The organism is Nocardia blacklockiae (assembly GCF_015477355.1).
Classification (GTDB): Bacteria; Actinomycetota; Actinomycetes; order Mycobacteriales; family Mycobacteriaceae; genus Nocardia; species Nocardia blacklockiae.
The window spans coordinates 516,126-536,428 of the sequence record NZ_JADLRJ010000003.1 but is presented as its reverse complement, the minus strand read 5'-3'; the positions used below and the strand labels follow the sequence as shown (position 1 = coordinate 536,428).

At 71.2% G+C, this 20,303-nt stretch carries 15 protein-coding genes; 3 read left to right on the top strand and 12 right to left on the bottom strand.

The window, feature by feature from the left end:
• Nucleotides 1–20: 20 nt before the first annotated feature.
• On the bottom strand, nt 21–980 hold the full coding sequence (locus IU476_RS11940; protein WP_195099509.1) for a helix-turn-helix transcriptional regulator: 960 nt from the start codon (nt 978–980) through the stop codon (nt 21–23).
• A gap of 114 nt (nt 981–1,094) precedes the next feature.
• Here IU476_RS11940 and IU476_RS11935 point away from each other — a divergent pair, with 114 nt between their 5' ends.
• Nucleotides 1,095–2,219, top strand: coding sequence for an epoxide hydrolase family protein (locus tag IU476_RS11935; protein ID WP_195099508.1), 1,125 nt, complete (start codon nt 1,095–1,097; stop codon nt 2,217–2,219).
• Between the two features lie 23 nt (nt 2,220–2,242).
• Here the strand turns inward: IU476_RS11935 and IU476_RS11930 are convergent, their stop codons facing one another.
• Both IU476_RS11930 and IU476_RS11925 read right to left on the bottom strand, forming a co-directional pair.
• Nucleotides 2,243–2,992 carry an ABC transporter permease gene (locus IU476_RS11930; protein ID WP_324194022.1) on the bottom strand — a complete coding sequence of 250 codons (750 nt, stop codon included), beginning with the start codon at nt 2,990–2,992 and terminating at the stop codon, nt 2,243–2,245.
• Between the two features lie 58 nt (nt 2,993–3,050).
• Complete coding sequence (locus IU476_RS11925) at nt 3,051–4,331, bottom strand: glycosyltransferase (protein ID WP_195099507.1); 1,281 nt, start codon at nt 4,329–4,331, stop codon at nt 3,051–3,053.
• 106 nt (nt 4,332–4,437) lie between these two features.
• Here IU476_RS11925 and IU476_RS11920 point away from each other — a divergent pair, with 106 nt between their 5' ends.
• Nucleotides 4,438–7,092 (top strand): cytochrome P450, encoded by a 2,655-nt coding sequence (locus tag IU476_RS11920; RefSeq protein WP_195099506.1) that lies wholly within the window; start codon nt 4,438–4,440, stop codon nt 7,090–7,092.
• Here IU476_RS11920 and IU476_RS11915 read toward each other — a convergent pair.
• Nucleotides 7,077–7,499: a pyridoxamine 5'-phosphate oxidase family protein gene (locus IU476_RS11915; protein WP_195099504.1), complete on the bottom strand. Its 423-nt coding sequence runs from the start codon at nt 7,497–7,499 to the stop codon at nt 7,077–7,079. The two genes, IU476_RS11920 and IU476_RS11915, sit on opposite strands and share 16 nt — an antisense overlap.
• Before the next feature lie 237 nt (nt 7,500–7,736).
• Here IU476_RS11915 and IU476_RS11910 point away from each other — a divergent pair, with 237 nt between their 5' ends.
• Nucleotides 7,737–8,438: a hypothetical protein gene (locus IU476_RS11910; protein ID WP_195099503.1), complete on the top strand. Its 702-nt coding sequence runs from the start codon at nt 7,737–7,739 to the stop codon at nt 8,436–8,438.
• A gap of 1 nt (nt 8,439) precedes the next feature.
• On the opposite strand, the gene IU476_RS11905 is transcribed toward IU476_RS11910, so the two are convergent.
• The 8 genes from IU476_RS11905 to IU476_RS11870 form a co-directional block, all read right to left on the bottom strand.
• Nucleotides 8,440–8,988 (bottom strand): hypothetical protein, encoded by a 549-nt coding sequence (locus IU476_RS11905; RefSeq protein ID WP_195099502.1) that lies wholly within the window; start codon nt 8,986–8,988, stop codon nt 8,440–8,442.
• 216 nt (nt 8,989–9,204) lie between these two features.
• On the bottom strand, nt 9,205–10,110 hold the full coding sequence (locus IU476_RS11900) for a UbiA prenyltransferase family protein (protein WP_324194021.1): 906 nt from the start codon (nt 10,108–10,110) through the stop codon (nt 9,205–9,207).
• Nucleotides 10,111–10,344: 234 nt separating this feature from the next.
• The gene (locus IU476_RS11895) at nt 10,345–11,304 is read right to left on the bottom strand and encodes a ScbA/BarX family gamma-butyrolactone biosynthesis protein (RefSeq protein WP_195099500.1); all 960 of its coding nucleotides are present in this window, start codon (nt 11,302–11,304) and stop codon (nt 10,345–10,347) included.
• Nucleotides 11,301–12,209: a nucleoside-diphosphate kinase gene (locus IU476_RS11890; RefSeq protein ID WP_195099498.1), complete on the bottom strand. Its 909-nt coding sequence runs from the start codon at nt 12,207–12,209 to the stop codon at nt 11,301–11,303. The genes IU476_RS11895 and IU476_RS11890 overlap by 4 nt, the downstream gene beginning before the upstream one ends.
• Nucleotides 12,206–13,273 (bottom strand): SDR family oxidoreductase, encoded by a 1,068-nt coding sequence (locus IU476_RS11885; RefSeq protein WP_324194045.1) that lies wholly within the window; start codon nt 13,271–13,273, stop codon nt 12,206–12,208. Before IU476_RS11885 ends, IU476_RS11890 begins: the two co-directional genes overlap by 4 nt.
• Before the next feature lie 14 nt (nt 13,274–13,287).
• Complete coding sequence (locus IU476_RS11880) at nt 13,288–13,539, bottom strand: acyl carrier protein (protein ID WP_195099495.1); 252 nt, start codon at nt 13,537–13,539, stop codon at nt 13,288–13,290.
• Nucleotides 13,540–13,797: 258 nt separating this feature from the next.
• On the bottom strand, nt 13,798–17,565 hold the full coding sequence (locus IU476_RS36765) for an AMP-binding protein (protein WP_267466423.1): 3,768 nt from the start codon (nt 17,563–17,565) through the stop codon (nt 13,798–13,800).
• Nucleotides 17,555–20,224 carry a phosphoenolpyruvate synthase gene (locus IU476_RS11870; RefSeq protein ID WP_324194020.1) on the bottom strand — a complete coding sequence of 890 codons (2,670 nt, stop codon included), beginning with the start codon at nt 20,222–20,224 and terminating at the stop codon, nt 17,555–17,557. The genes IU476_RS36765 and IU476_RS11870 overlap by 11 nt, the downstream gene beginning before the upstream one ends.
• Between the last annotated feature and the right edge of the window lie 79 nt (nt 20,225–20,303).

The window sequence follows — 20,303 nt, the reverse complement described above, 5'->3', positions numbered from 1 at the left end:
ACCGGTAAGAGGTCAAGTGGTCAGACCAGCTTGGCCACCGCCCGCTGATAGCGCTCGATCAAGCCGCGGATCGCCGCCGCCAACTCCGGCGAATCCGTCACCTCGAAGTCGGCGTCGAGCATTCCGAGGTAGAGCGCGAGCAACTCGGGGCTGTCCGAACCCGGCTCGAACACACAGCGCTCGGCATCGAGCGGAGTGATGTCGGCCGGGATAGGCAGTCGTTCGCGCACACGGTCCGCGGGCGCGTGCACGACCACCCGCGCCCGGAATCGCCAAGTAGCCTCTCCCACCCCGCGTTCCACGCGCGCCGTGATCTCGTCGTCGGGCGGCAGCGGGCGCGGGGTGAACCGCGGACCGGCCGGGGTGCGTGGTCGGAGGCGATCGACCCGGAAGGTGCGCCAATCGGATCGTTCCAGGTCCCAGGCCATCAGATACCACCGCTGCCGGTGATTCACCAGGCGATACGGCTCCACCAGCCGCCGGGTCTCCGCACCCGGATGGCTCCGGTAGTCGAAGCGCAATTGCTCGTGATCGCGGCACGCGGCGGCGATCACCGTCAGCGTGGCGGCGTCGACCCGCGGACCGCGGAACGGCACGGGCAGGGTGTGCTGAAAGGCATCGGCCCGACGCCGCAACCGGGGCGGCAACAGCTGTTGCAGCTTGAGCAGCGCGCGCACCGAACTCTCCGCCACGCCCGCCACGGAACCGCCTGCCGCGGTGCGCAATCCGAGTACGACCGCGATCGCTTCCTCGTCGTCGAGCAGCAGCGGCGGCAGCGCGCCGCCGACACCGAGCCGGTACCCGCCGTCCACCCCCGGGCGCGCCTCGACCGGATAACCCAGCTCGCGCAGCCGTTCGACATCCTTGCGCACCGTGCGGGTGGTGACCTGCAACCGCTGCGCCAGCTCCGCGCCGGGCCAGTCCCGGCGCGACTGCAGCAAGGACAGTAGACGAAGCAGGCGGGCCGACGTTTCCAACATTTCTCGATGCTATCCGCTATCGAGGAACGAACCGTTCCGCAATGGCCGCTAGCTTCGTCCCTGTGACCACGACGAGGTTCGTGGTGGAATGCCTTCGCAGAACGGAGTTACCTGATGAACACCGATATCAGCCCCTTCCGGATCGACATCCCGCAGTCCGATCTCGACTACCTGCACGACCGCCTCACCCACGCCCGCTGGGCCGCGGCCCTGCCCGGCGCCGGCTGGGAGCGCGGCATCCCGCCGGCCGACCTGCGCGAGCTCGCGGAGTACTGGCGCACCGAATTCGACTGGCGCGCACAGGAAGCCGAGCTCAACGCGGCACCGCAGTTCACCACCGAGATCGACGGTCAGCGCATCCACTTCCTGCACGTGCGCTCCGAGCACGCCGACGCGCGGCCGCTGCTGCTCACTCACGGGTTCCCGAGTTCGGTCGCGGAGTTCACGAAACTCGTTCGGCTGCTGGTGGATCCGGCCGAGGGCCCGGCCTTCCACGTGGTGGCGCCGTCCCTGCCCGGCTACGCGCTGTCGACCCCGCTGAGCGGCCCCGGGTGGACGATGACCCGCACCGCCCGCGCCTGGGTGGAGCTGATGCGACGGCTTGGTTACGACCGCTACGGCGTGCACGGCGGCGACGTCGGCGCGGGCGTGTCGGGCAGCGTCGCCGGGCTCGACGGCGAGCACGTGCTGGGCGTCCACGTGGTGACCGACCCGATGACCGCCGCGAACACGGCCACCTTCCTGCCCGGAATGGCCGACCGCCTGGATGCGAACGACCCGGTCGACAAGCTGATCCTGAGCCGGATGGACGCCTTCCGCCGGGACGGCTCGGGCTACCTCGCGATCCAGAACAGCCGGCCGCAGATCATCGGTTACGGCCTCGTCGACTCCCCGCTGCTCCAATTGGCCTGGATCGCCGAGAAGTTCACGGAGTGGACCGACCTGCCCATCGACCGGGACCAGCTGCTGACCACGGTGAGCCTGTACTGGTTCACCGGTTCCGGGGTCGGCGCCGCGCACACCCTGTACGAGCAGGCGCACTCGTCGGACTGGGGCGCGCCGCCCACGGTGCCGCAGGGCTTCGCGGTCTTCGGCGCGGACGAGACGGTGCGCCGCCTGGTGCCGGTGCCCGCGGACGCGCACTGGACGGAATTCGAACGGGGACTGCACTTCCCGGCCATGGAAGCGCCGGAAGAGCTGGCCGGTGATCTGCGCGCCTTCTTCGGTCCTCTGAAGTAGGCGGTCCCCCGAAACAGGCCCGGTCACCGCCTCTCGAAAAGGGCAGCCGCACAGACGAACCCGACGGCGGCGAGCGCCAGGCACCACGCCACCGCCGCCACCGGGCTCGTGCCCGCGCCGGTACCGGCGAGCAGACCGCGGATCGTCGCGACGATCGGCGTCGCCGGTTGATGCTCCGCGAAGCCGCGCAGCCACGACGGCATGGTGGCGGTCGGCACGAAGGCGCTACTGACGTACGGGACGAACATGATGGCATAGGTGAAACCCCCTGCCGCCTCGGGGTTTCGGGCCAGCAGACCGAGCGCGATCGCGATCCAGGCGACGGCGTGCACGAACAACACGATCACGCCGACGACCGCCAGCCACGCGAAAAACCCGGCGCCGGACCGGAATCCGAGCGCGGCGGCCACCGCGAACACCACGGCGATCACGCCCAGATTGCGCAGCACCCCCTCCCCCACGTGCCCCGCCAGCAGCGCCTGCCGGAACGCGGGCAGCGTCCGGAACCGATCGATCGCGCCGCCCTGCACGTCCCGCGCCACCGCCGTCGCCGTGATCGAGGCCCCGAAACCCGTGCACAGCAAGATGATTCCCGGCACGACGTACACCACGTACGGCATATCGACCTGAATGGCCCCGCCGAACACGTAGACGAACAACAACATGATCAGAATCGGCAACAACACCGAGATGGCCAGGGTGTCCCGGCTGCGCACCGTCCGCCGCAGACAGCGCCGCACCATCACCGCCGAATCCCCCACCACACTCGTCACCCGCAACTCCCGCGTCACCCGCCTACCGGCACCACCGCGCCGCGAGGCCGCCGCGACCTCACCGCGCCGCCGCTTCCACGATGTCGGCCGTGCGGGTCGTCGCGTCGGAATGCGATTGCAGCCGTACCGCGAACTCCTTCGCGCGCTCGGTGACCTCGGGGCGCAGGATGCGGCGCAGGCCGTCGGTGAGGCGTTCGCGGTCCAGCCGCCGGAAGCTCACGTGCGTGCCGACGCCGAGGCGCTCGACCTGCGCGCCCCACAGGGGCTGGTCGAACGACACCGAACACACCATGGTCGGCAGGCCGGCGCGCAGGGTCTCGAAGGTGGTGCCGATGCCGCCGTGGTGCACGGCGGCGGCGCACAGCGGGAACACCAGGTCGTGGGCGAGCGGGCCGACCACCCTGATGTGCGAACCGGTTTCGGCGTTCGCTGCGTCGAGATCGCTCCAGCCCGCGCTGACCAGTCCGCGCAGCCCGAGCCGCGCGCACACCTCGGTCACGGTCGCCAGCACCGCGTGGGTGTCGCGGATCGGCATGCTGCCGAAGCCGAAGTACACCGGCGGCGCGTCCTGCCGCAGCCACGACACCACGTCGGTGTGGTCGGCGGCCAGTTCGCCGACCGCCTCGCGCGCGGCCCGCTCCAGCGGCAGGAAGCCGACGAACGGCCGCCGCGCGCCCCACTGTTCGGGCAGGCCCGGCACCAGGGCGGGGTCGTAGATCTGGACCTCGGGCACGCCGTCGCGGTCGAGTTCGGCGGCGGTGCTCGCGATGCTGCGCGGCAGTCCCAGCTCGCGCCGCAGCCGGTTCAGGTAGCGCATGAACACGACGCGGCGCAGGTTCTCCGCCAGCGCCCAGGTGGCGCGGTTGACCACGGCCGGCGGCCGCCAGCCCGGCGGCAGCGCGCCGGGGAACGGATAGGCCGTGTTGGCGCGGGACGGAAAGCCGTGCAGCGACACCATCGGCACCCGCGCGGCCTCGGCGACCGCGTGCGCGCGATCCTCGGTGAGCAGGGTCGACACGATCACGTCGGCGTCGGCGCACACCTCGACGACCTCGCGGTTCATCCGGTCGGCATAGTCGGCCATCTGCTTGCCGACCAGCTGCATGAGCCGGAAGCTGCTGCCCGCGGCGAGCGCCCGCTGCCCCTCCTCGGAGGAGTACAGCTGTTGCACGTCGGGGCCGCAGCTCTGCGCGGAAAGGCCCGCGCGCGTGGCGAAGTCGACGAGATTGGGCGGGGCGCCCAGCCGCACCTCGTGCCCCCGCCGCTGGAGCTCCAGGCCCAGCGCGACGGCCGGCTGCACGTCACCGCGCGTGCCCGTCAACGGAATCGCCACCCTCATACCCGTCTCCTTCCCGGTCCGCGCCCGATTCGCCGGGCGCGTCCGCCTTGCCTCGCTGCCGAAAAACGTCCTGCCCAACCGCCGGCGCCACCCGTAGGGTGAGGGCGTGCACATCGCGATGTTCACCGATTTTCACCCCGCCACGGTCGGCGGAATCCAGACTTCGGTGAATTCCCAACGCCGCGCCCTCCAGCGCCTCGGGCACCGCGTCACGCTGTTCACCACCCCCGGGCCGGAACTCACCGACACCGGCGTGCGATTCACCGCCGCCCGGCCCGACGGCGACGCGGAGGTGCGGGTGCTGTCGGGCCTCGCGGGCGTGCGCGTGAACGGTTACCCGATGGTCATACCGTCCGAGATCAACAATCGGTTCATCGATGCCGTCTTCGCCGCGGGCGATCCGGTGGACGTGGTGCACGTGCACACCACCTACGGCGTCGGAATCCTGGGGGTGCGGGCGGCGCGTCGCCACGGCCTGCCGCTGGTGCAGTCGGTGCACAGCCGCGACGACGCGTTCCTCGAGCACACCTCGCCCGTGCCGTACCTGAGCGCGGTCGCCCTGCGCGGCTTGCACGCGTTGTTCCTGCGCGACCCGGGGCGGCTGCCGCGCAACGCGGAGTCCCGAGCGGCCCGGCACGCCTGGAGCGCGCTCATCGGCCACGCCCGGGCCGCGGACGCGGTCGTGGTCCCCAGCCACCACTTCGCCGAGCGGGTCCGCGCCCACGGCCTGAACCGGCCGATCCACGTGGTATCCAACGGTGTCGACGACGAACTCCTCGAAAACCTGCTCGGACCAGAGAGTTCCGACAGCGACCGCGTCCGGGCCAGGGATTCCGAAGCGAATGGAGCTCCGGCTCAGGATGTTCCGCCTCTGCGCGTCCTCTGGTGTGGTCGTCTCTCGGCCGAGAAACGGCCTGTCGCGGCCGTCGAGGCCGTCGTCCGAGCACCCGGCTGCACACTCGACATCTACGGCGGCGGAGACGAATACGAGAAGGTCCGGGCCGCCGCGGCGGCGACGGACCGCATCAGGTTGCACGGCGAGGTCTCCCAGGCCGACTGCCTCGCCGCCATGCGCGACCACGACGTGCTGCTGTTCCCGTCGAGCGGCTTCGACACCCAGGGCATGGCCCTGCTCGAGGCGATCGCGGTCGGATTGCCCGTGGTGTACTGCGATCACGATCTGACGGAGACGATTCCGGACGGCGGCGGCGTCCGCACCCGCGACGCCTCCCCCGCCGCGATCGCCGAGACCCTGCGGGAGCTGGCCGCCGACCGTCCCCGGCTGGCCGCCCTGCGCGAGAAGATCGCCACCGGAGCCGACGCCGTGCGCCAGTCGCGCCAGACCGGACACCTCCTCGCCGTGTACGACGCCGTCACCGACCCGTCCGTCAGGGCGACGCCCGTAGCGAAAGGCGTTGCGCCGCTGAACGTCCCCACCGCACCCGGCGCGCTTCCCCTGCTCGGCCACAGCCTGCACGCGCTGCGTGACGCGCTCGGCTTCGTCACCTCGCTGTCCGGGCGCGGCCCCGTGGTGCGCATCCGGCTCGGTCCGCGGCCGGCCTACGTACTCACCACGCCCGAGCTGATCCGCCAGGTCGCCTTCGGCGAGGCCGGGGAGTTCCACCGCGAGGAACTGCGCGACGCGGTCCGCGACATCATCCACGAGGCCTCCAACGTGCTCAGCGGCAAGCCGCACGAGTTGCGCCGCCGGCTTGTTGCCCCGGCGCTGCGCCAGCGCCGCCTGCTCGAATACGCCCGGGTGGCAACGGATATCGCCGAGGACTGGGCGCGCAGCCACCGTCCGGGTCCGGTGGATCTGATGGACGAGGCCCACCGCCTGGTGCTGGACACCGTGTCGGCCACCCTGTTCACCGCGGACTTCGGCGCCGACGCCAAAGACGAGATCCGCGAACACATTCCGTGGCTGCTCGGCCAGGTGATCCAGCGCGCCGCCCTACCCGCGCCGGTGCGCCGGATGCGACTGATCGCCGACCGCCGCTTCCGCACCCGCGCCGCCCGGCTGCGGGCGGAGATCGGCGCGGTCGTCACCGAGTACCGCCGCCGCGACCACGATTTCCACGACGTGCTGTCGGCGCTCGTGCGGCACGTCGACCCGGAGACCGGCGTGCGGCTGTCCGACGAGCAGATCATCGACGAACTGCTGCTGATGCTCGCCGCGGGCGTCGGCTCGACCGCGTCGATGCTGGGCTGGCTGTGGCACGAACTGATGCGGCATCCGGACGTGGCGGCCCGCGTGCGCGAGGAGCTGGACACCGTCGTCGGTACCGGTCCGGTCCGCCCGGAACATGCGGCCGAGCTGCCCTTCCTGCGGCTGACACTGCAGGAGACGCTGCGCCTGTGGGCGCCGTGGGTCAGCACGCACACCGCGGCGAGTGAGGTCCGGCTCGGCGCGGTCACCCTGCCGCCGGGTTCGATGGTGGTGTTCAGCCCGTACATGATCCACCACGACCCGCGCTGGTTCCCGGACCCGGAGACCTTCGACCCCGATCGCTGGGCGCCCGGGCGCGTCGAGTCCATCGACCGGTCGGCGGTGCTGCCCTTCGCCGTCGGCCCCCGGCACTGTCCGGGAAGCAACTTCGCGATGCTGACCATCACGCTCCAGACCGCGGCGCTGCTGACGCGCTGGGAGACGATTCCCGACCCCGACTACCGGGTGCGGCCGTCCAATCGCGATTTCGTCGTCGCGCCGACGCGGCTACCAGTGACGTTGCGCCCCCGCGGCGCTCAGGACAGCTCCTGATCCTCCGGGTCGACGAATTCCACGCCGGTGATGATGTCAGGCTCGATGCGGACGATGTGGTCGCGGGGACCGGGCAGCCACGGCCGCAGCAGCGTGCGATACCGCTCGATCTCGTCCGGGTCGGTGACCACCTCGGCGGTCCCGGTGACGATGACACACCAGCCGCGCCGGGTGTGCTCGTCGATGGTGTCGGCCTCGTAGGCGACCACCTGCCGGTCCGGGCTCATGGCGGCACCGCGGTTGGCGTGGATGACGACCGCCTCGTCGTCGACGATGTGGTTGACCGGGCGGATGGTCGGCAGCGCGTACCGCGCGAACACGATGCGGCCGAACCGCACCCCCGCCAGCAGCCGTAGCGACTCGGCGGTGGTCAGATCGCGCGGCACCTGCTGCGCGGTGGCGCCCATACCGTCGATTATCCGTCCGTGTTCGCCGTCGCGCAGAGGCGGTGCGTAAGGCCTCGCCGTCCGCTGCTGCCGTGGTTGATCCTCGGCTCGGCTGGTCATTCGCTGCTTGCCCCACTCATCGTGAACCGTGTGCCCTCAGGGTCCTAACGGCGTTCCCGCAATCGCACCCGGTCAAACTGCGCAGTGCCGAAAAGTAAGTGGATTCACTGCCCGATGTCTCGGCACCGTACCACCTCGGTGCACGGCAATCACGCTGCGCCGCAACGCCGGCGCGCGGACGGCGGCGGGTACGCGCGGCGGGCGGGCGACGGGAAGCTCTATGCCGCAACGGTATTGCGGCACTTCAACCACGGTGGCCGGGTGCGACCGGCGTGGCGCGAGACCCGACGGTCACGATTCCTTGACGACACAGCAGCCTCCGCCGCCGCGCGCGGCGGTTACACTGACTGGCAGAACTCTTTCCCGAGTCCAGTAGCGCGGCTGGGAACCTCGCTCTTACCCCAGAAGGTTGCCATGCCCGCTGTCGCGCATAACGGATCCCAGCCCGCCCGCGCGGCCACCGCATCCGAGGACTCCCACACCACCGGCGTCACACCGCTACACGCGGTCACGAACCCCGACGAGTCCGTCGGACCGGCCCGTGTGGCCTTCGACGCCGAGGTCGCGATGCCCGAAGCGCCGCACACCATTCCGGATTCCAACGACCGGCTGGTACGCCACCTGTTCGATATCGGACTGCAATTACATACGGTCCGAGCGGTTTTCGAACAAGAGTGCAGCACGCCGGAGGAGTTGCGCACGGCCCGTGCCGCAGTGATCAGCGTGCTCGACGATCTCGACTCCCTGATCCGCGACGCCGGAACCGCCATGCTGGACCTGGCCCTCCAACAGGAGCCACCCGCCCCCACAAGCCGCGCCCGCCGACGGCGGCGGCGCTGAGCTACCGTGCGTCGCCCGCCGCGCTGCGGTCGGGTTGCGGCCACTGCGGGCCGCTCAGCCGGTGGACCAGCTCGGTCCAGCCGTCGGCCAGCGACGCGAGCAGGAACCAGGCCGCGTATACCCGTTCCTCGCGCACGTCGTCTGCGTTGCGGAGCAGATGGGCGGCGCGGACCTGAGCCGCGGCCATGGTGTCGATGGCCGCGCCGAGCGAGCGGGTGCGGGGGCGCGCCTCGGTGTGCGCGGCCACCCACCGGTCGATGCGTGCCACGAGTTCGCCACGGCGGCCGTCGATCTCGGCCGACCGCAGCGGGTCGCCGCGGCGTTGCAGGTGCAGTTCGGCGAGGGTGCGCGCCCAGCGGGTCACCGGATGGTCGCCGGGCTGATCGCCGACGTGTCCGAGAAAGGCGGCCAGCAGTTCGTGCCAGTCCGGCAGGATCGGCGCGGGCCCGTCCGCCGGCCACCGGTCGGCGCGGGCGCGCCAGGCAACAGGGCGAGTGATTCCGGTCCCGGCGGACGGTCGGTCGACACCGTCCGGTTGCGGTACGAACATCGCGGTGCACCTCCAAGCGGGAGCGGCGCACCCGGCGCCGCACGCGAGCGCCGGACCGCGAGCCCGGCGCGGCAAGGGCGGACCGCGCCGGATCCGGCGCGCCGCACTTGTGCGAAGGGACACCTTCTGCGGCGCCGGGTGCACAATCCAGGATGCGCGCTTCGCGCCGTCCGCCCACTGCCCTTTCGGTGGCCCTCCGGTGACACTCGGGTCGGCTCAGGGCAGGACGAGCGCCTGCGCGATCAGCGCTATATACAGCGCGAACACGAACAGCACAGCCGGGACCAGCGGATACGTCCGTGTGCCCGAGGTCGAGGCGGCGAACCGGGCCGCGCCCCACAGCGGCAGCGCCAGGAGCACCGCAGGCAGCCATCCCACGAGCGCTGCCGGTGCGCCGAAGTCCCAGGGGCGCACCAGCATCAGATCGCAGACCACGGCGGCGGCCGCGCACCCCACCGCGACCGCGGCACTGCCGTACGCGCCCAGCGCATTCGAATAGAACCATTCCCCCGGCCGCGGTGCGGACGCCGTCTTGCGGGCGAACTCGAAATGCAGGAACGCCCCGGCGAAGATCACCGCGACCAGCGCGGTGGTCCCGTCGGAGCGCACCTGACCGGTATCGATGGCCGAGACGACGACATAGCCAATGATGAACAGCTGCACCGGATAGGTGACGGCCAGATTCACCATGATCGCGTCGCGCACGGTCGCCGACCACCGTTCCAGCCCCCACAGCGCCAGCCCGTACCCCAGCGCGGCGGCGATCAGCAGCGCCGAACGCACCGACAGCGCCAGCGAACCCGCGATCGTCGCGGCCGCGATCAGCACCATCGCCGCACGCAGATCCGCCGCCCGCACCGCGCCGGTGACCAGCGGCCGATCCGGATGGTGCACGCGGTCGTAGTCGAGATCCTTCTGCTCGTCGACCATGCGCAGATACAGCAGCACCACCGCCACCACCGCGATCCGCACCACCGTCGCGCCCCCGGGCCGCCACACCACCCCCGACACCACCGCCGCCGTCCCCTCCACCGCCAGCGTGAACAACACCGCGTACACCAGATAATGCGGTTCGTACCGCACCCGCGTGAACCGCGCGACCCGCACCACCACAGCCCTCACCCCCGCCTCACCTCCCACTCGCAACCTCGAAATGTCCACGCCCGGTTCACCTCCCACTCACCACGCGTAATGCCCACGCCCCAGGTCACCTGCCCCCCACCTCGAAGCACTCACACGCACCTCGCCACCCGCTTGCCACCACGGAGCACCACGTTCGGCTCACCTCCCGCTCGCCACTGTCAAACACGCACGTGTTGCTCATCTCCCGTTCACCATCTCGAAACACGCACGCCCTCAGAGCTTTTCCTCTGTAGTCGCGAATTCCAGTTCGAGGCGGGCGGCTGCGGCGCCGCACTGGAGGATGTCGCAACGGATGCGGGGCGGGGCGGACTCGACGAGTTCGGCTCGGCATTCGGCGGTGTGATCCAACTCCACGAAGCGGTCGAAACTGCTTGCGACGCGGAGTAATCGGGGTGTGGCGGGCAGCAGCATGGCCACGGCGGTCTGCCGGGCGGCCTCGATGAGCAGGCTGCCGGGCACGTGGTCCAGGGGGTGGTCGAACAGGAACGGGTGCGCGGTGTCCGCGACGAGTTCGGCGGTGGCTGTGGCCCCCGCGCGCCGAATGGGAGCGATCACCACGTTGCGCCGGTTCTCCCGGCCCACCGTCGCGGCGGGCGCGCGCTCGGCGTGCGGTGGGACGTCGTGAAAAGTCCCGAGCCCCAAGCTTTCCCGGAATTCGGTGCGTAGCCGCCCCCACTGCCGCCCGGTGATCCAGAAGAAGGACCCGTCGACGGTCATCATCGGCGTACCAGCGCACTCGATGTCGAGCACCATGTCCAGCCCGCACACGGCGTTCTGCCGGAGATGGCGGCGCGGGATGGTGACGGTCATGACCAGATCGGCTGGGGCGCGGCCGATCTCCCAAGCCGCGGTGTCGGCGGCGGTGCCGTTGAATTCGCGCACCACGAAGGCCATGTCCTTCGGCACCCCGAAGTACTCGTGGGTGAGCGCGATCGCCGCCTGCCGCGCCGCCTCCATCACCAGCAGCGGATCGTGCCGCCCGGCAAGGGGTTCGAGGTGGTCGCCGTAGTAGGCGTGCATGCGCGGCAGCTGCGCCCCGACCACGAATTCCTCCGGTGAGCGCGCGTGCAGCGAGGTGACGAAGACCTCCGAGACCGCGCAGCGGTGCGCCAGCAGGCGGGAGATGGTGCGTACGTGACTCGCGGTCTGCACCACCGCGGTGTCCGTCGTCATGGTCGAGCCTCCAACCAGTCGTGTGCGCCGACCGGGCGCAGCGCCTGCGGTCCGGATCCGGTGCGCATGGGAAGTACCTGGGACCCGAGGACGATCACCGACCACGGATCCATCGCCCGATCCGCCGCCCACGCGGCGCGCAGCAACCCCGCGCACGCCTCGTCGGAATCCGGATCGACGCCGTCGGGCGGGCGGCCGAGATCGGCCAGGATGCGCGCGACGGCGGCCCCGCGATCGAAATCGCGTGCGGGAGTGCGGTGATAGAGGTCGCCGGCCAGTTCCGCGGCGTGCGCGGAGCAGTCGGCACCGGTGCCGACCTGGGCCAGCACCCGGGAGCGCGTGCGCTCGTCGAAGTAGATCGCGAACTCGCGCAGCACATCTGCCGGATCGTCCGGCGAATGCACGAGATTGAGCAGGTAACTGTCCCGGCCGAGCAGGTGGCGCAGCTCGCCGGGACGCCGCTTGCGGGGATCGGTCGCACCCTTCGCCGCGGTCAGGCGCACCGGCGTCGGCAGATCTGCGACGGGCCCGGAAACCACCAGTACCAACGCATCCGAGATGCCGACCAGCAGATCGGCGAGGCGGCGGCGTTCGGGCGAGGCGATGTTCCAGGCGAAGTACCACAGGGCCCGCACCAGATGCCGGTTCACCGGCAGAGTCTGGGCGCTGACCACCCGGAAGTCGTTGTCCCGCAACCACTCCAGGCTCGGCCGCACCGCGCGGGCGACGATGGCGTCCGGCTTGAGCAGCAGCATGGAGTGCTCACGGGCGAATCGCGCCGCGTCCGTGCCGATCTCGTCCAGCTGCGCGACGCATTCCTGCACGTAGGTGTCGGCGGCGTAACGGTCGGCCTTGTCCGGCAGCGGAGTCAGCGTCGTCAGCAGGTCGCGGAGCGCGGTCGTCATCGGTGACCTCCCCGGATGTCCGCCCCGTCGGCCGCGAGCACGTCCTCGATCGAGGGGAGTGGCGTCCCGAGATAGCCGGATTCCAAGCAGTGGTCCAGCAGCAGACGCAGGTACTCCTTGCCGGTCTCGGGGCCCGGGCGGCCCAGCAGCGCTTCGGCATTCGCCGTGTCGAACCGCACGCGGCGGGCGAAGTAGCTGGTGTAGAGCGCGCCGACCCGCAGGTAGTACTCGCGCTCGATCGGGTCCAGGTCCTCGGGCGCGAAGGACGACGGGGGCACGAACGTCGCCACGTGGAACGACGGATATTCGGCCAATACGTCGGAGACCTCGCGCAGCGACAAGGTGTCGCGTCCGACGGCGTGGAAGGTTGTGCCGCAATGCGTTTCGATACTGTCGACAACCGCGGCGATGACCTCGGCGACGTGGTCGACCGGCGCGAGCGCGAGGGTGGCGTCGTAGCGGCCCGGCAGCGACCGCAGTTTGCCCTCGACGATCAGCTTCACCACCGTGTACATGTTCTTGTAGTCGCGGATCACGCCGCTGCCGACCGCGCCGGTGACGATGCCCGGCCGCACCACGGCCCAGCGCAGTCCCGACGTGCCGCGCACCAGTTCCTCGGCGCGAAACTTGCTGTCCTCGTAACCGTTTCCGAATTCCTGGCCCGCCGCGAGTTCGTCCTCGCCGATGGTCCCGCCGCGCAGGCCGCACACGTAGGCCGTGCTCACGTACACCAGCGGCACGTCCCAGCGCAGGGCCAGTTCCACGGCGTGCGCGGTGCCGCGCACGTTCAGCCGCTCGTATTCCTCGGCGGTGGCGTCGAAGGCGGTGGTGGCCGCGGCGTGCACGATCACGCCGACGCGATCCGACAGCGCGTCCGGTTCCGCGAGGGCGAAGCCGGGCTCGCGGACGTCGCCGGTCACCGTCGCCACGCCCTCGAGGGGTGCACCGTCGTTGCGTATGAGTCGTGAATTGCTATGCAGGACAGCTATTGTCGGTCTCCCGGCGGCGACTCGCCGGGCCGCCACCTCGGACCCGACCAAGCCGCTGGCACCGGTGATCAGCACCCCGCTCCGCGCCGTCACGGCAACGTCCGTTCGATCAGGGCGATCACGTCTCCGACCCGCAGCACACCCACCAGCTGCTCGGGCCGGTAGCGCGGCAGCCCGAAGGCCCGCTCGAGCACGACCGTCAACTCCAGCAGCCGCAGCGAATCGAACCCGAGGTCCTCCACCAGCCGCCGCTCGTCACCCCCCGCCACATCCGGCGCGGGCGCCATCCCCACCACGAGCCGCCGAACCCGCTCCGCCACAGCACTATCCACCGCAGTCATCGGTCCCCTCTTCCCCGCCCCGGCAATGCCGGGCCGCTCACTACCGTCCTCAGTCCTCCGCGCCTCACCGACATGCGGTCGCGCAGTGTCGTTCCGCAATACCGAGACAATGGCCGCTCGGTGCCCCGTGGCGCGCCCGAGCCGCCCGGCCACTCACTGGCGTCATCGGCGATCTCCTTCATGCCCCCGCGATACCCGTCGGTCCCCGTCGTCATCGATGATCACCTCGCAGCCCTGCAATACCCCGGTGCCCCGTCGTCATCGGTGGTCTCCTTCGCGCAGGTGGGGTTGGCGGCCGCCGGAGGTGAGCAGGTCGCGGGCCTCGTCCAAGGGGAGGTCGGTGTCGAGGTAGCCGGCGAGGCGGAGCCAGTCGTAGCTGATGTCGAGGGTGCGCCGCCATTGCTCGCGGGAGTCGAAGGAGGCCGGGAAGTCGCCGCCGGTGCGGAGGCGCACCCGGGCGACCAGGTCGTCGAGGCGGGCCAGTTCCGCTAGGGCGTCGGCACCGTCTGCGAGGGCCCGGGAGAAACTCGTCCGGCTCGCTTCGTCGACCGCGCGGCGTAGCTCTTCGCGTTCACCCGCGCTGCCGGGCAGCGACCTTGCCAGCGTCCGGCCGGGTGCCACATCGGCGGGCAAGGGATGGATGCCGTAGGCGGACAGCAGCATTCGCACCGCCATGGCGATCATGCGGTGCGCCGCGATGTCCGCCACCGCGCCCTGACCACTCTTCACCGCCCCCACCAGGTCCTCGCGCACGTTCTCCAGCACCACGTTCGACCACACCAAGTCCAGCGCGCACGCGGTGAACCGGTCGGCGGGCAGCGGGGCGAGCGTCGCGACCGCCTCGCCCTCGCGACCCGCGCCGGACAGGCCCAGCACCGGCGAGACCTGGCCCGGTGCGGGGGTGTACGGGCGCAGCGGCTTGCACATCGCCAGCGCCGGCGCGATCGGCTCGCCCCCGCGCCACTGCAACCCGACCAGCCCGAGCCGCACGAATTCGGCCAACTCGGCCCCGATGTCGGCCCGCCCCAACACTTCCCGCAGCGACCGCCGCAACACCACCGACCGCCAGGCGCGCCCACCCGCCTCCGACAGCACGAACACGTCCCGATCCCCCCGAATCACATGCACCCGACCACCGATCGGCCACGTCGTCACACCAGGCACACGAGCCAACATCACCTGCTCAGCGTCCTGCGCCACACCATCCACACCGAATTCCGCCGCCAAATCCAGCATCTCGCTAACCGACGCCGACCCGGACAGCGCCCGAAAGCGGCCGATCAACTCGCTCGCCCGCACCCCGCCCGCTCCCGGCCCCGCACCCCCGCCCGCTCGCGGTCCGGCCCCCGCGCCCGCTCGCGGTCCGCCTACCTCCGGCCCGGCCCCCGCACCCGCTTTCAGCCCAGTCCCCCCGCCTACCTCCGGTCCAGTCCTATCGCTCGCTCTTGGGTCCGCCCCCACGTCTGCTTCCGGCCCGGCACCCACGCCTGCTTTCAGCTCAGTTCCCACGCCCGCTTCCGGTCCAGTCCCCCCGCGTGCTTCTGATTCAGTCCCCCTGCTCGCATCCTGTCCTGCCTCCACGCCGACTTCCGGCCCGGCCCCCGCACCCGCTTGTCTTGTCGCCCGGCCCGCCTCCCGACCGATGTCGCCGTCCGCGGCCAGCCCGGACTGTGCGACGATCCGCCCCAATTGCTCAGGTAGCCATTTGGTTTCGACGTAGGTCTCCCCCCGGCTCGCCGCCCATGCCTTGACGCCCTGGAGTAGACCGTCGCGGGCCCAGTCCGCGGCCTCCTCGCGTTCGCCCAGTGCGTCGAGCGCGACGGCGTAGCGCAGCGCTTGGCGGGCGCGGGCGTACCACCAGTCGGCGAGCTTGCGGGTGAACTCGGGGTACGGGAGCAGGGAGCGCAATTCGTCGATGTCCGGGGACCCGGCGGGTGCGCGGAGCACTGTGGCGCGGAGGAATCGCTGGCATCGGTTGAGCAGGTCCTCGTCCGGGTCGGCGGCCTCGGCCACCCGCGTCAACTGGGCTCGCAGCTGCGCTGCCGAACGAGTCCGCACCTCCACTCGACGGCCGTCGAGGAACAGCACCGTGGGCAGGGTGGGCAATTCCTCGTCGCCGGGCGCGACCGCCAGGAAGTCGACATCGGAGCCGTCGTTGCCGAAGCCCTCGGCCAGCGAGCCCTCGAACAGGACGGCCGAATTCGGCGGCACGGAAACGAGTTCCAGAGCACGGTCGAGCAGCCGCCGCGCATCGGCCGCCCAGTGCGGAGCCGAGGCCACCCTGCCGGTCGCGGCCGCGGGCACCGTCTCGGGTCCTACAGCGTCACCGTCGATTTCGTGCGACTCCGCCGGGGCGGCCTCGTGCACCACCGCACCCTCCAGCGCGCCGTCGCCGAACAGCTGCCACATGTGCCGACGACGCGGTTTCCCACTGGATGTCCGCCGGATGAAGCCGCGCGGGCCGGTGACGACCGTGGCGGTCTGCGCCGGACCGAGCGCGGCGCGCAATACGCTGCGCGCCTGCTCGATCCACGCTCCGGGCGCGGTCTCGGCGAACAACACCACACCCTGACCACCGGCCTCGCCACAGGCCACCGCGGCGAGTTTGCCCTTGGTGAGGCCGGTCTCGCGGGCGACGCGGGATTCGATGTCCTCCATGAATACCGAGCGCCCACGCACCTTCAGGCTCGTCCCCATCCGGCCGAGCACGAAAACCTCGCCGCGGTAACGGAATCCGGCGTCCCCGGTATAGAGCCGCCCGTTGTCGATCCGCGTGCCGCCCGCGGCGGGCACCGTGTAGCCCAGTGCCACCGAGTCACCGGTCACCACCATCTCACCGAGCGTGCCGTCCGGGAGTTCGCGCCCGTCCTCGTCGACGACCAGCACCTGCGACTCCGCCGTCGGGAATCCGAGCCCGGTGATCCACCCCGCCCCCGTCACCCAGCGGCCGTCACCGAGCGCGGCCTCGCTCACCGGCAGCACCGGGTGACCGAAACGCAGGCTCGCGTTGTCCAGGCGCAGAGCCGTCACCGGGCGTTCCCGCGCCGACGAGGTCACCATCAGGGTCGCCTCCGCCAGACCGTAGGCCAAGGTGTAGGCGTCGGCCGAAAAACCTTGGGGCCCGGCGAGTTCCGCGAACGCCCGCAGGTCCGCCACTTCCACGGGCTCGGAGCCCACGGCCAGCGTCCGCCACCCGGACAGGTCCAGCTTCGCCACCTCCTCGGGCGAAACCCGGTGCGCCACATAGCCGAGCGCGAACGACGGCGACGGCGAGTGCTGCGCGTGCGTCATCGCCCGCAACCACCGCGCGGGGTCCCGGACGAACTGGTCCGGCCGCATCAGATACAGGTCACCTTGATTGGTGACGGTGGTGAAGAACGCGCCCACCAGACCCATGTCGTGATACAGCGGCAGCCAGGAGGCCATCGCCTCGCCGGGCCGCCAGTCCACCAACCGGCTGATCATGGCGATGTTGTTCGCCAGATTGCGCCACGACACCCGCACGCCGCGCGGTGTCCCGGTGGAACCGGAGGTGAACTGGAGCAGCGCGCAGTCGGCGGGCTCGCCGAATTCCCGCTCCCCCACCAGTTCCGCGTCCTCCACGAGTACCGGGTCGTCGGTGCGTCCGGCCTCGGCCATCGCCTGGACCACCAGCGTCCGCAGGTCCGCCGAGGTCACCACCAGCCGCGGCCGCGCCTGGCGCAGGATCGCCGCGACGTGCGAGATGTACTGGGCGAGATCACCGAACGTCGGCGGCGCGACGGGAGTGAACACGCCCCCGCACGCCCACACCGCGTAAAAGGCTGCCACACAGGGGAACCCGGTGGGCATGATGACGCAGGCGCCCTCACCGCCCGTGAGCCCGGCGGCCCGCAGCCGCGCCGCGACCCCCCAGGCCAGATCGGCCAGCTCCCGATAGGACCGGTACTCCCATCCGTCGGCCTCGTCGGCCAGATGGATGCCGGCGTCGTCGGCCGGCCGCGCCAGCCAGCCCCGCACCGCCGCGATATCGTCGTCAACCTGCATGGGGACCGTCTCCTTCGGCCAGCACAGTAACGGTTCCGCCGGTGCCGTCGACCCGAATCGGCATCCCGGTGCGGAGCATGGTGGTGGCGTCGCGCACCTGCACGACGGTGGGCACGCCGAGTTCGCGGGCGACGATCGCGACGTGGGTGAGCGGGCTGCCGCGTTCGATCACCAGCGCCGCGGCCGACGGCAGCGCCGCCACCCAGCCCGGGTCGGTCCGGTAAGTCACCAGGACCCCGCCCGCTACGTCGCGCGGCTGGTCGACCACCACCGCCGGGCCGGTGCCCGTGCCCGGCCCGGACGGGGTCCCGGTCAGCACCGCGCCGGCGGTCGCGGCGGGCATGTCGGTGATCGGCACCCAGCCCTGCGCCGCCAGCTCCGCCCGCCCGAACGCCGGGCCGCGGGTGGTGAAACGCGACGGCGCGACCAGCCGGGAATCGTTGGCGCGCTGCTGTTTCCGGGCCGCGACCAGTGTCCGCAGTCCGCTGGTGTCCGCGCCTTCGTAACACCCGCGCAGCTCATCCACCGTCAGGTGGAACACGTCGGCGAAGTCGTCGACGACACCGCGGGCGGCCAGATCGCGGCCCATCACCCGGATCATCCGCTTCACCATGCCGAAGGCGCGGGTGCGGCAGAACCGCAGCCGCTCGCGATGCGCCGCGCAGCGACCGACCTTGCGGCGCAGCCGCTCGTACAGCGCCCGGCGCACGCCGTGCAGATGTTCGTCGAGGTAGGCGTCCGCCTCGCCGCCGCGCCGGGTCTGCTCCTGCGGCAGCGCGGCGCGCAGCAGCACGAACAGGCTCGCGGGATCCTCCCGCAGATCCGGCGTCTCGAGTTTGAGTTCGTCGATGCTGCGATAGCCGTAGCGGCTGACGTACTCGTCCACACGTTCGAGGAAGTCGGTCCGTCCCGCCTGTTCCAATTCGCCCCGGATGCTCTCCGGCGCAACGGTTTCGACGATCCGGCGCAGCTGCGCATCGGCGCGCACGACCTCCGCCAGCGCCGCCATGGCGCGAGCGGGCTCGGCCGACTCCACCTCCTCCCCGGGCCCGGCGACCGCGTACAGGAACCATTCCGGCGCCTTGGGCAGCAGCAGCTTGGTGAGCAGGTAGAGCAGGCCCGTCAAGGTCAGCAGCATGGCGTCGAGGACCATCATCGGACCCCAGCGATCGACCAGCTCGCGATCCAGCCGCCGATAGCGGGCGTAGGCCTGCTCGCCGGTCAGCGCGGCGTCGTCGAGCGCGTCGAACTCGTCGTAGACGCGATAGAACTCCGTGAGGAACCGCTGCATCATGTCGTCGATGCCGACGATACGCCGCAGGTAGGTGGCGGTCGTGACGGCCCGCGACCGGAGTCGTTCGATCGGATTGCGGAAAGTGAAGGGCCGCAATGTCTTCGCGATGTCGTCGGGCAGCGGCTCGGCGACGCCGAGGGCGGCCTCCAGCACCCGCCGGTTGAGCGGATAGCCGGGCGCGATGCCCACCATCCGGTACCAGTGCAGCAGGTTGTAGTAGACACGGCCGTGGAAGCTGCCCAGCAGTACGCCGGTCCAGGCGTCGGTCTGGCGCAGTTGTCGCGGCGGCACCCGCAGCGACCGCGCGTAGCCGCGGTAGACCCGGCCGTAGATGTCGGCGGCGGTGGTGAACGTCAGCGGCGAGGTGAGGCCGTTGAAGCTCTCCAGGATGTTGGAGTTGTCCCAGATCCGCAGGTCGTCGGGGCCGAGGTCCTCGCCCGCGCCGCGCAGCGGTGCGCCGAGCGGAGTGGTGATCGGGCGGGCCTGCAGCAGCCACAGCCCGTCGGCGTCGGCGGCCCATTCGATGTCCTGCGGCGCGCCCAGCGCCGACTCCACACGGCGGCCCAGCTCGACCAGCTCCGCCAGTTCGGCATCCGACAGCACCGCGGCCGCGCGCTCGGATTCGGGGACCGGCACCGCGACACACCCACCGTCGTCGTCGGGGCGATACGCGGTCGCCTTCTCGCCGCGCACCGACTCCAGAACGGTGCCCGAAGCCTTCTCCACCACAAGGGAATCCGCGTCCACCGCGCCCGAGACCAGCCCCTCGCCGAGTCCGTAGACCGCGCCGACGACCATCTCGTCCGGCACGCCGCTCATCGGGTTCGCGGTGAACAGCACCCCGCTCGCCCGCGCCACGACCAGGCGTTGCACCAGCACCGTGGGTACCTGCGGCAGCGGCAGGTCGTGCGCGAAGGCGTAGCGGATCACCCGCTCGCCGAACGCCGACGCCCAGCAGGCCCGCACCGCCGCCGCCACTTCGTCCTCGCCCCGGCGATTCAGAAATGAATCGAACTGTCCCGCAAAGGAAAACGCGGCACCGTCCTCCGCCGCGGCCGACGACCGCACCGCGACGGGCACGTCTCCCAGCCGTTCGCACGCCGCGCGGATCCGCTCCGCGACCACCGGCGGCAGCGGCGCGGCGAGGATCCGTTCACGCACGGCCGCGCCGCGGCGCAATGCCTCCGCCATCTCCGTCGACTCGGCGAATTCCGCTGCCGCCGCTACCGATCCGGCATCCAGCGCGTCGAACAGCCCGGACTCCAGCACCTCCCACTCCGGTACCCGGAACCCGGCCTCCCGCAACCGCCGCAGCCCACGCCCCTTTCCACCTGTCGCCGGCCCCTCGGTGTCCGGACTCGTCACGTGCACACACCCTCCCGTCCTCGACGCGGTTGCCGCCTGCGCGCCGGTTGCGCGGCCGAGTTCGCCACGGTATATCTGA

What these genes read in the sequence shown, in the direction of transcription:
- IU476_RS11940 (WP_195099509.1), bottom strand. Translation starts at nt 980, where the DNA reads ATGTTGGAAACGTCGGCCCGCCTGCTTCGTCTACTGTCCTTGCTGCAG.
- IU476_RS11935 (WP_195099508.1), top strand. Translation starts at nt 1,095, where the DNA reads ATGAACACCGATATCAGCCCCTTCCGGATCGACATCCCGCAGTCCGAT.
- IU476_RS11925 (WP_195099507.1), bottom strand. Translation starts at nt 4,331, where the DNA reads ATGAGGGTGGCGATTCCGTTGACGGGCACGCGCGGTGACGTGCAGCCG.
- IU476_RS11915 (WP_195099504.1), bottom strand. Translation starts at nt 7,499, where the DNA reads ATGGGCGCCACCGCGCAGCAGGTGCCGCGCGATCTGACCACCGCCGAG.
- IU476_RS11905 (WP_195099502.1), bottom strand. Translation starts at nt 8,988, where the DNA reads ATGTTCGTACCGCAACCGGACGGTGTCGACCGACCGTCCGCCGGGACC.
- IU476_RS11895 (WP_195099500.1), bottom strand. Translation starts at nt 11,304, where the DNA reads ATGACGACGGACACCGCGGTGGTGCAGACCGCGAGTCACGTACGCACC.
- IU476_RS11890 (WP_195099498.1), bottom strand. Translation starts at nt 12,209, where the DNA reads ATGACGACCGCGCTCCGCGACCTGCTGACGACGCTGACTCCGCTGCCG.
- IU476_RS11880 (WP_195099495.1), bottom strand. Translation starts at nt 13,539, where the DNA reads ATGACTGCGGTGGATAGTGCTGTGGCGGAGCGGGTTCGGCGGCTCGTG.
- IU476_RS36765 (WP_267466423.1), bottom strand. Translation starts at nt 17,565, where the DNA reads ATGCAGGTTGACGACGATATCGCGGCGGTGCGGGGCTGGCTGGCGCGG.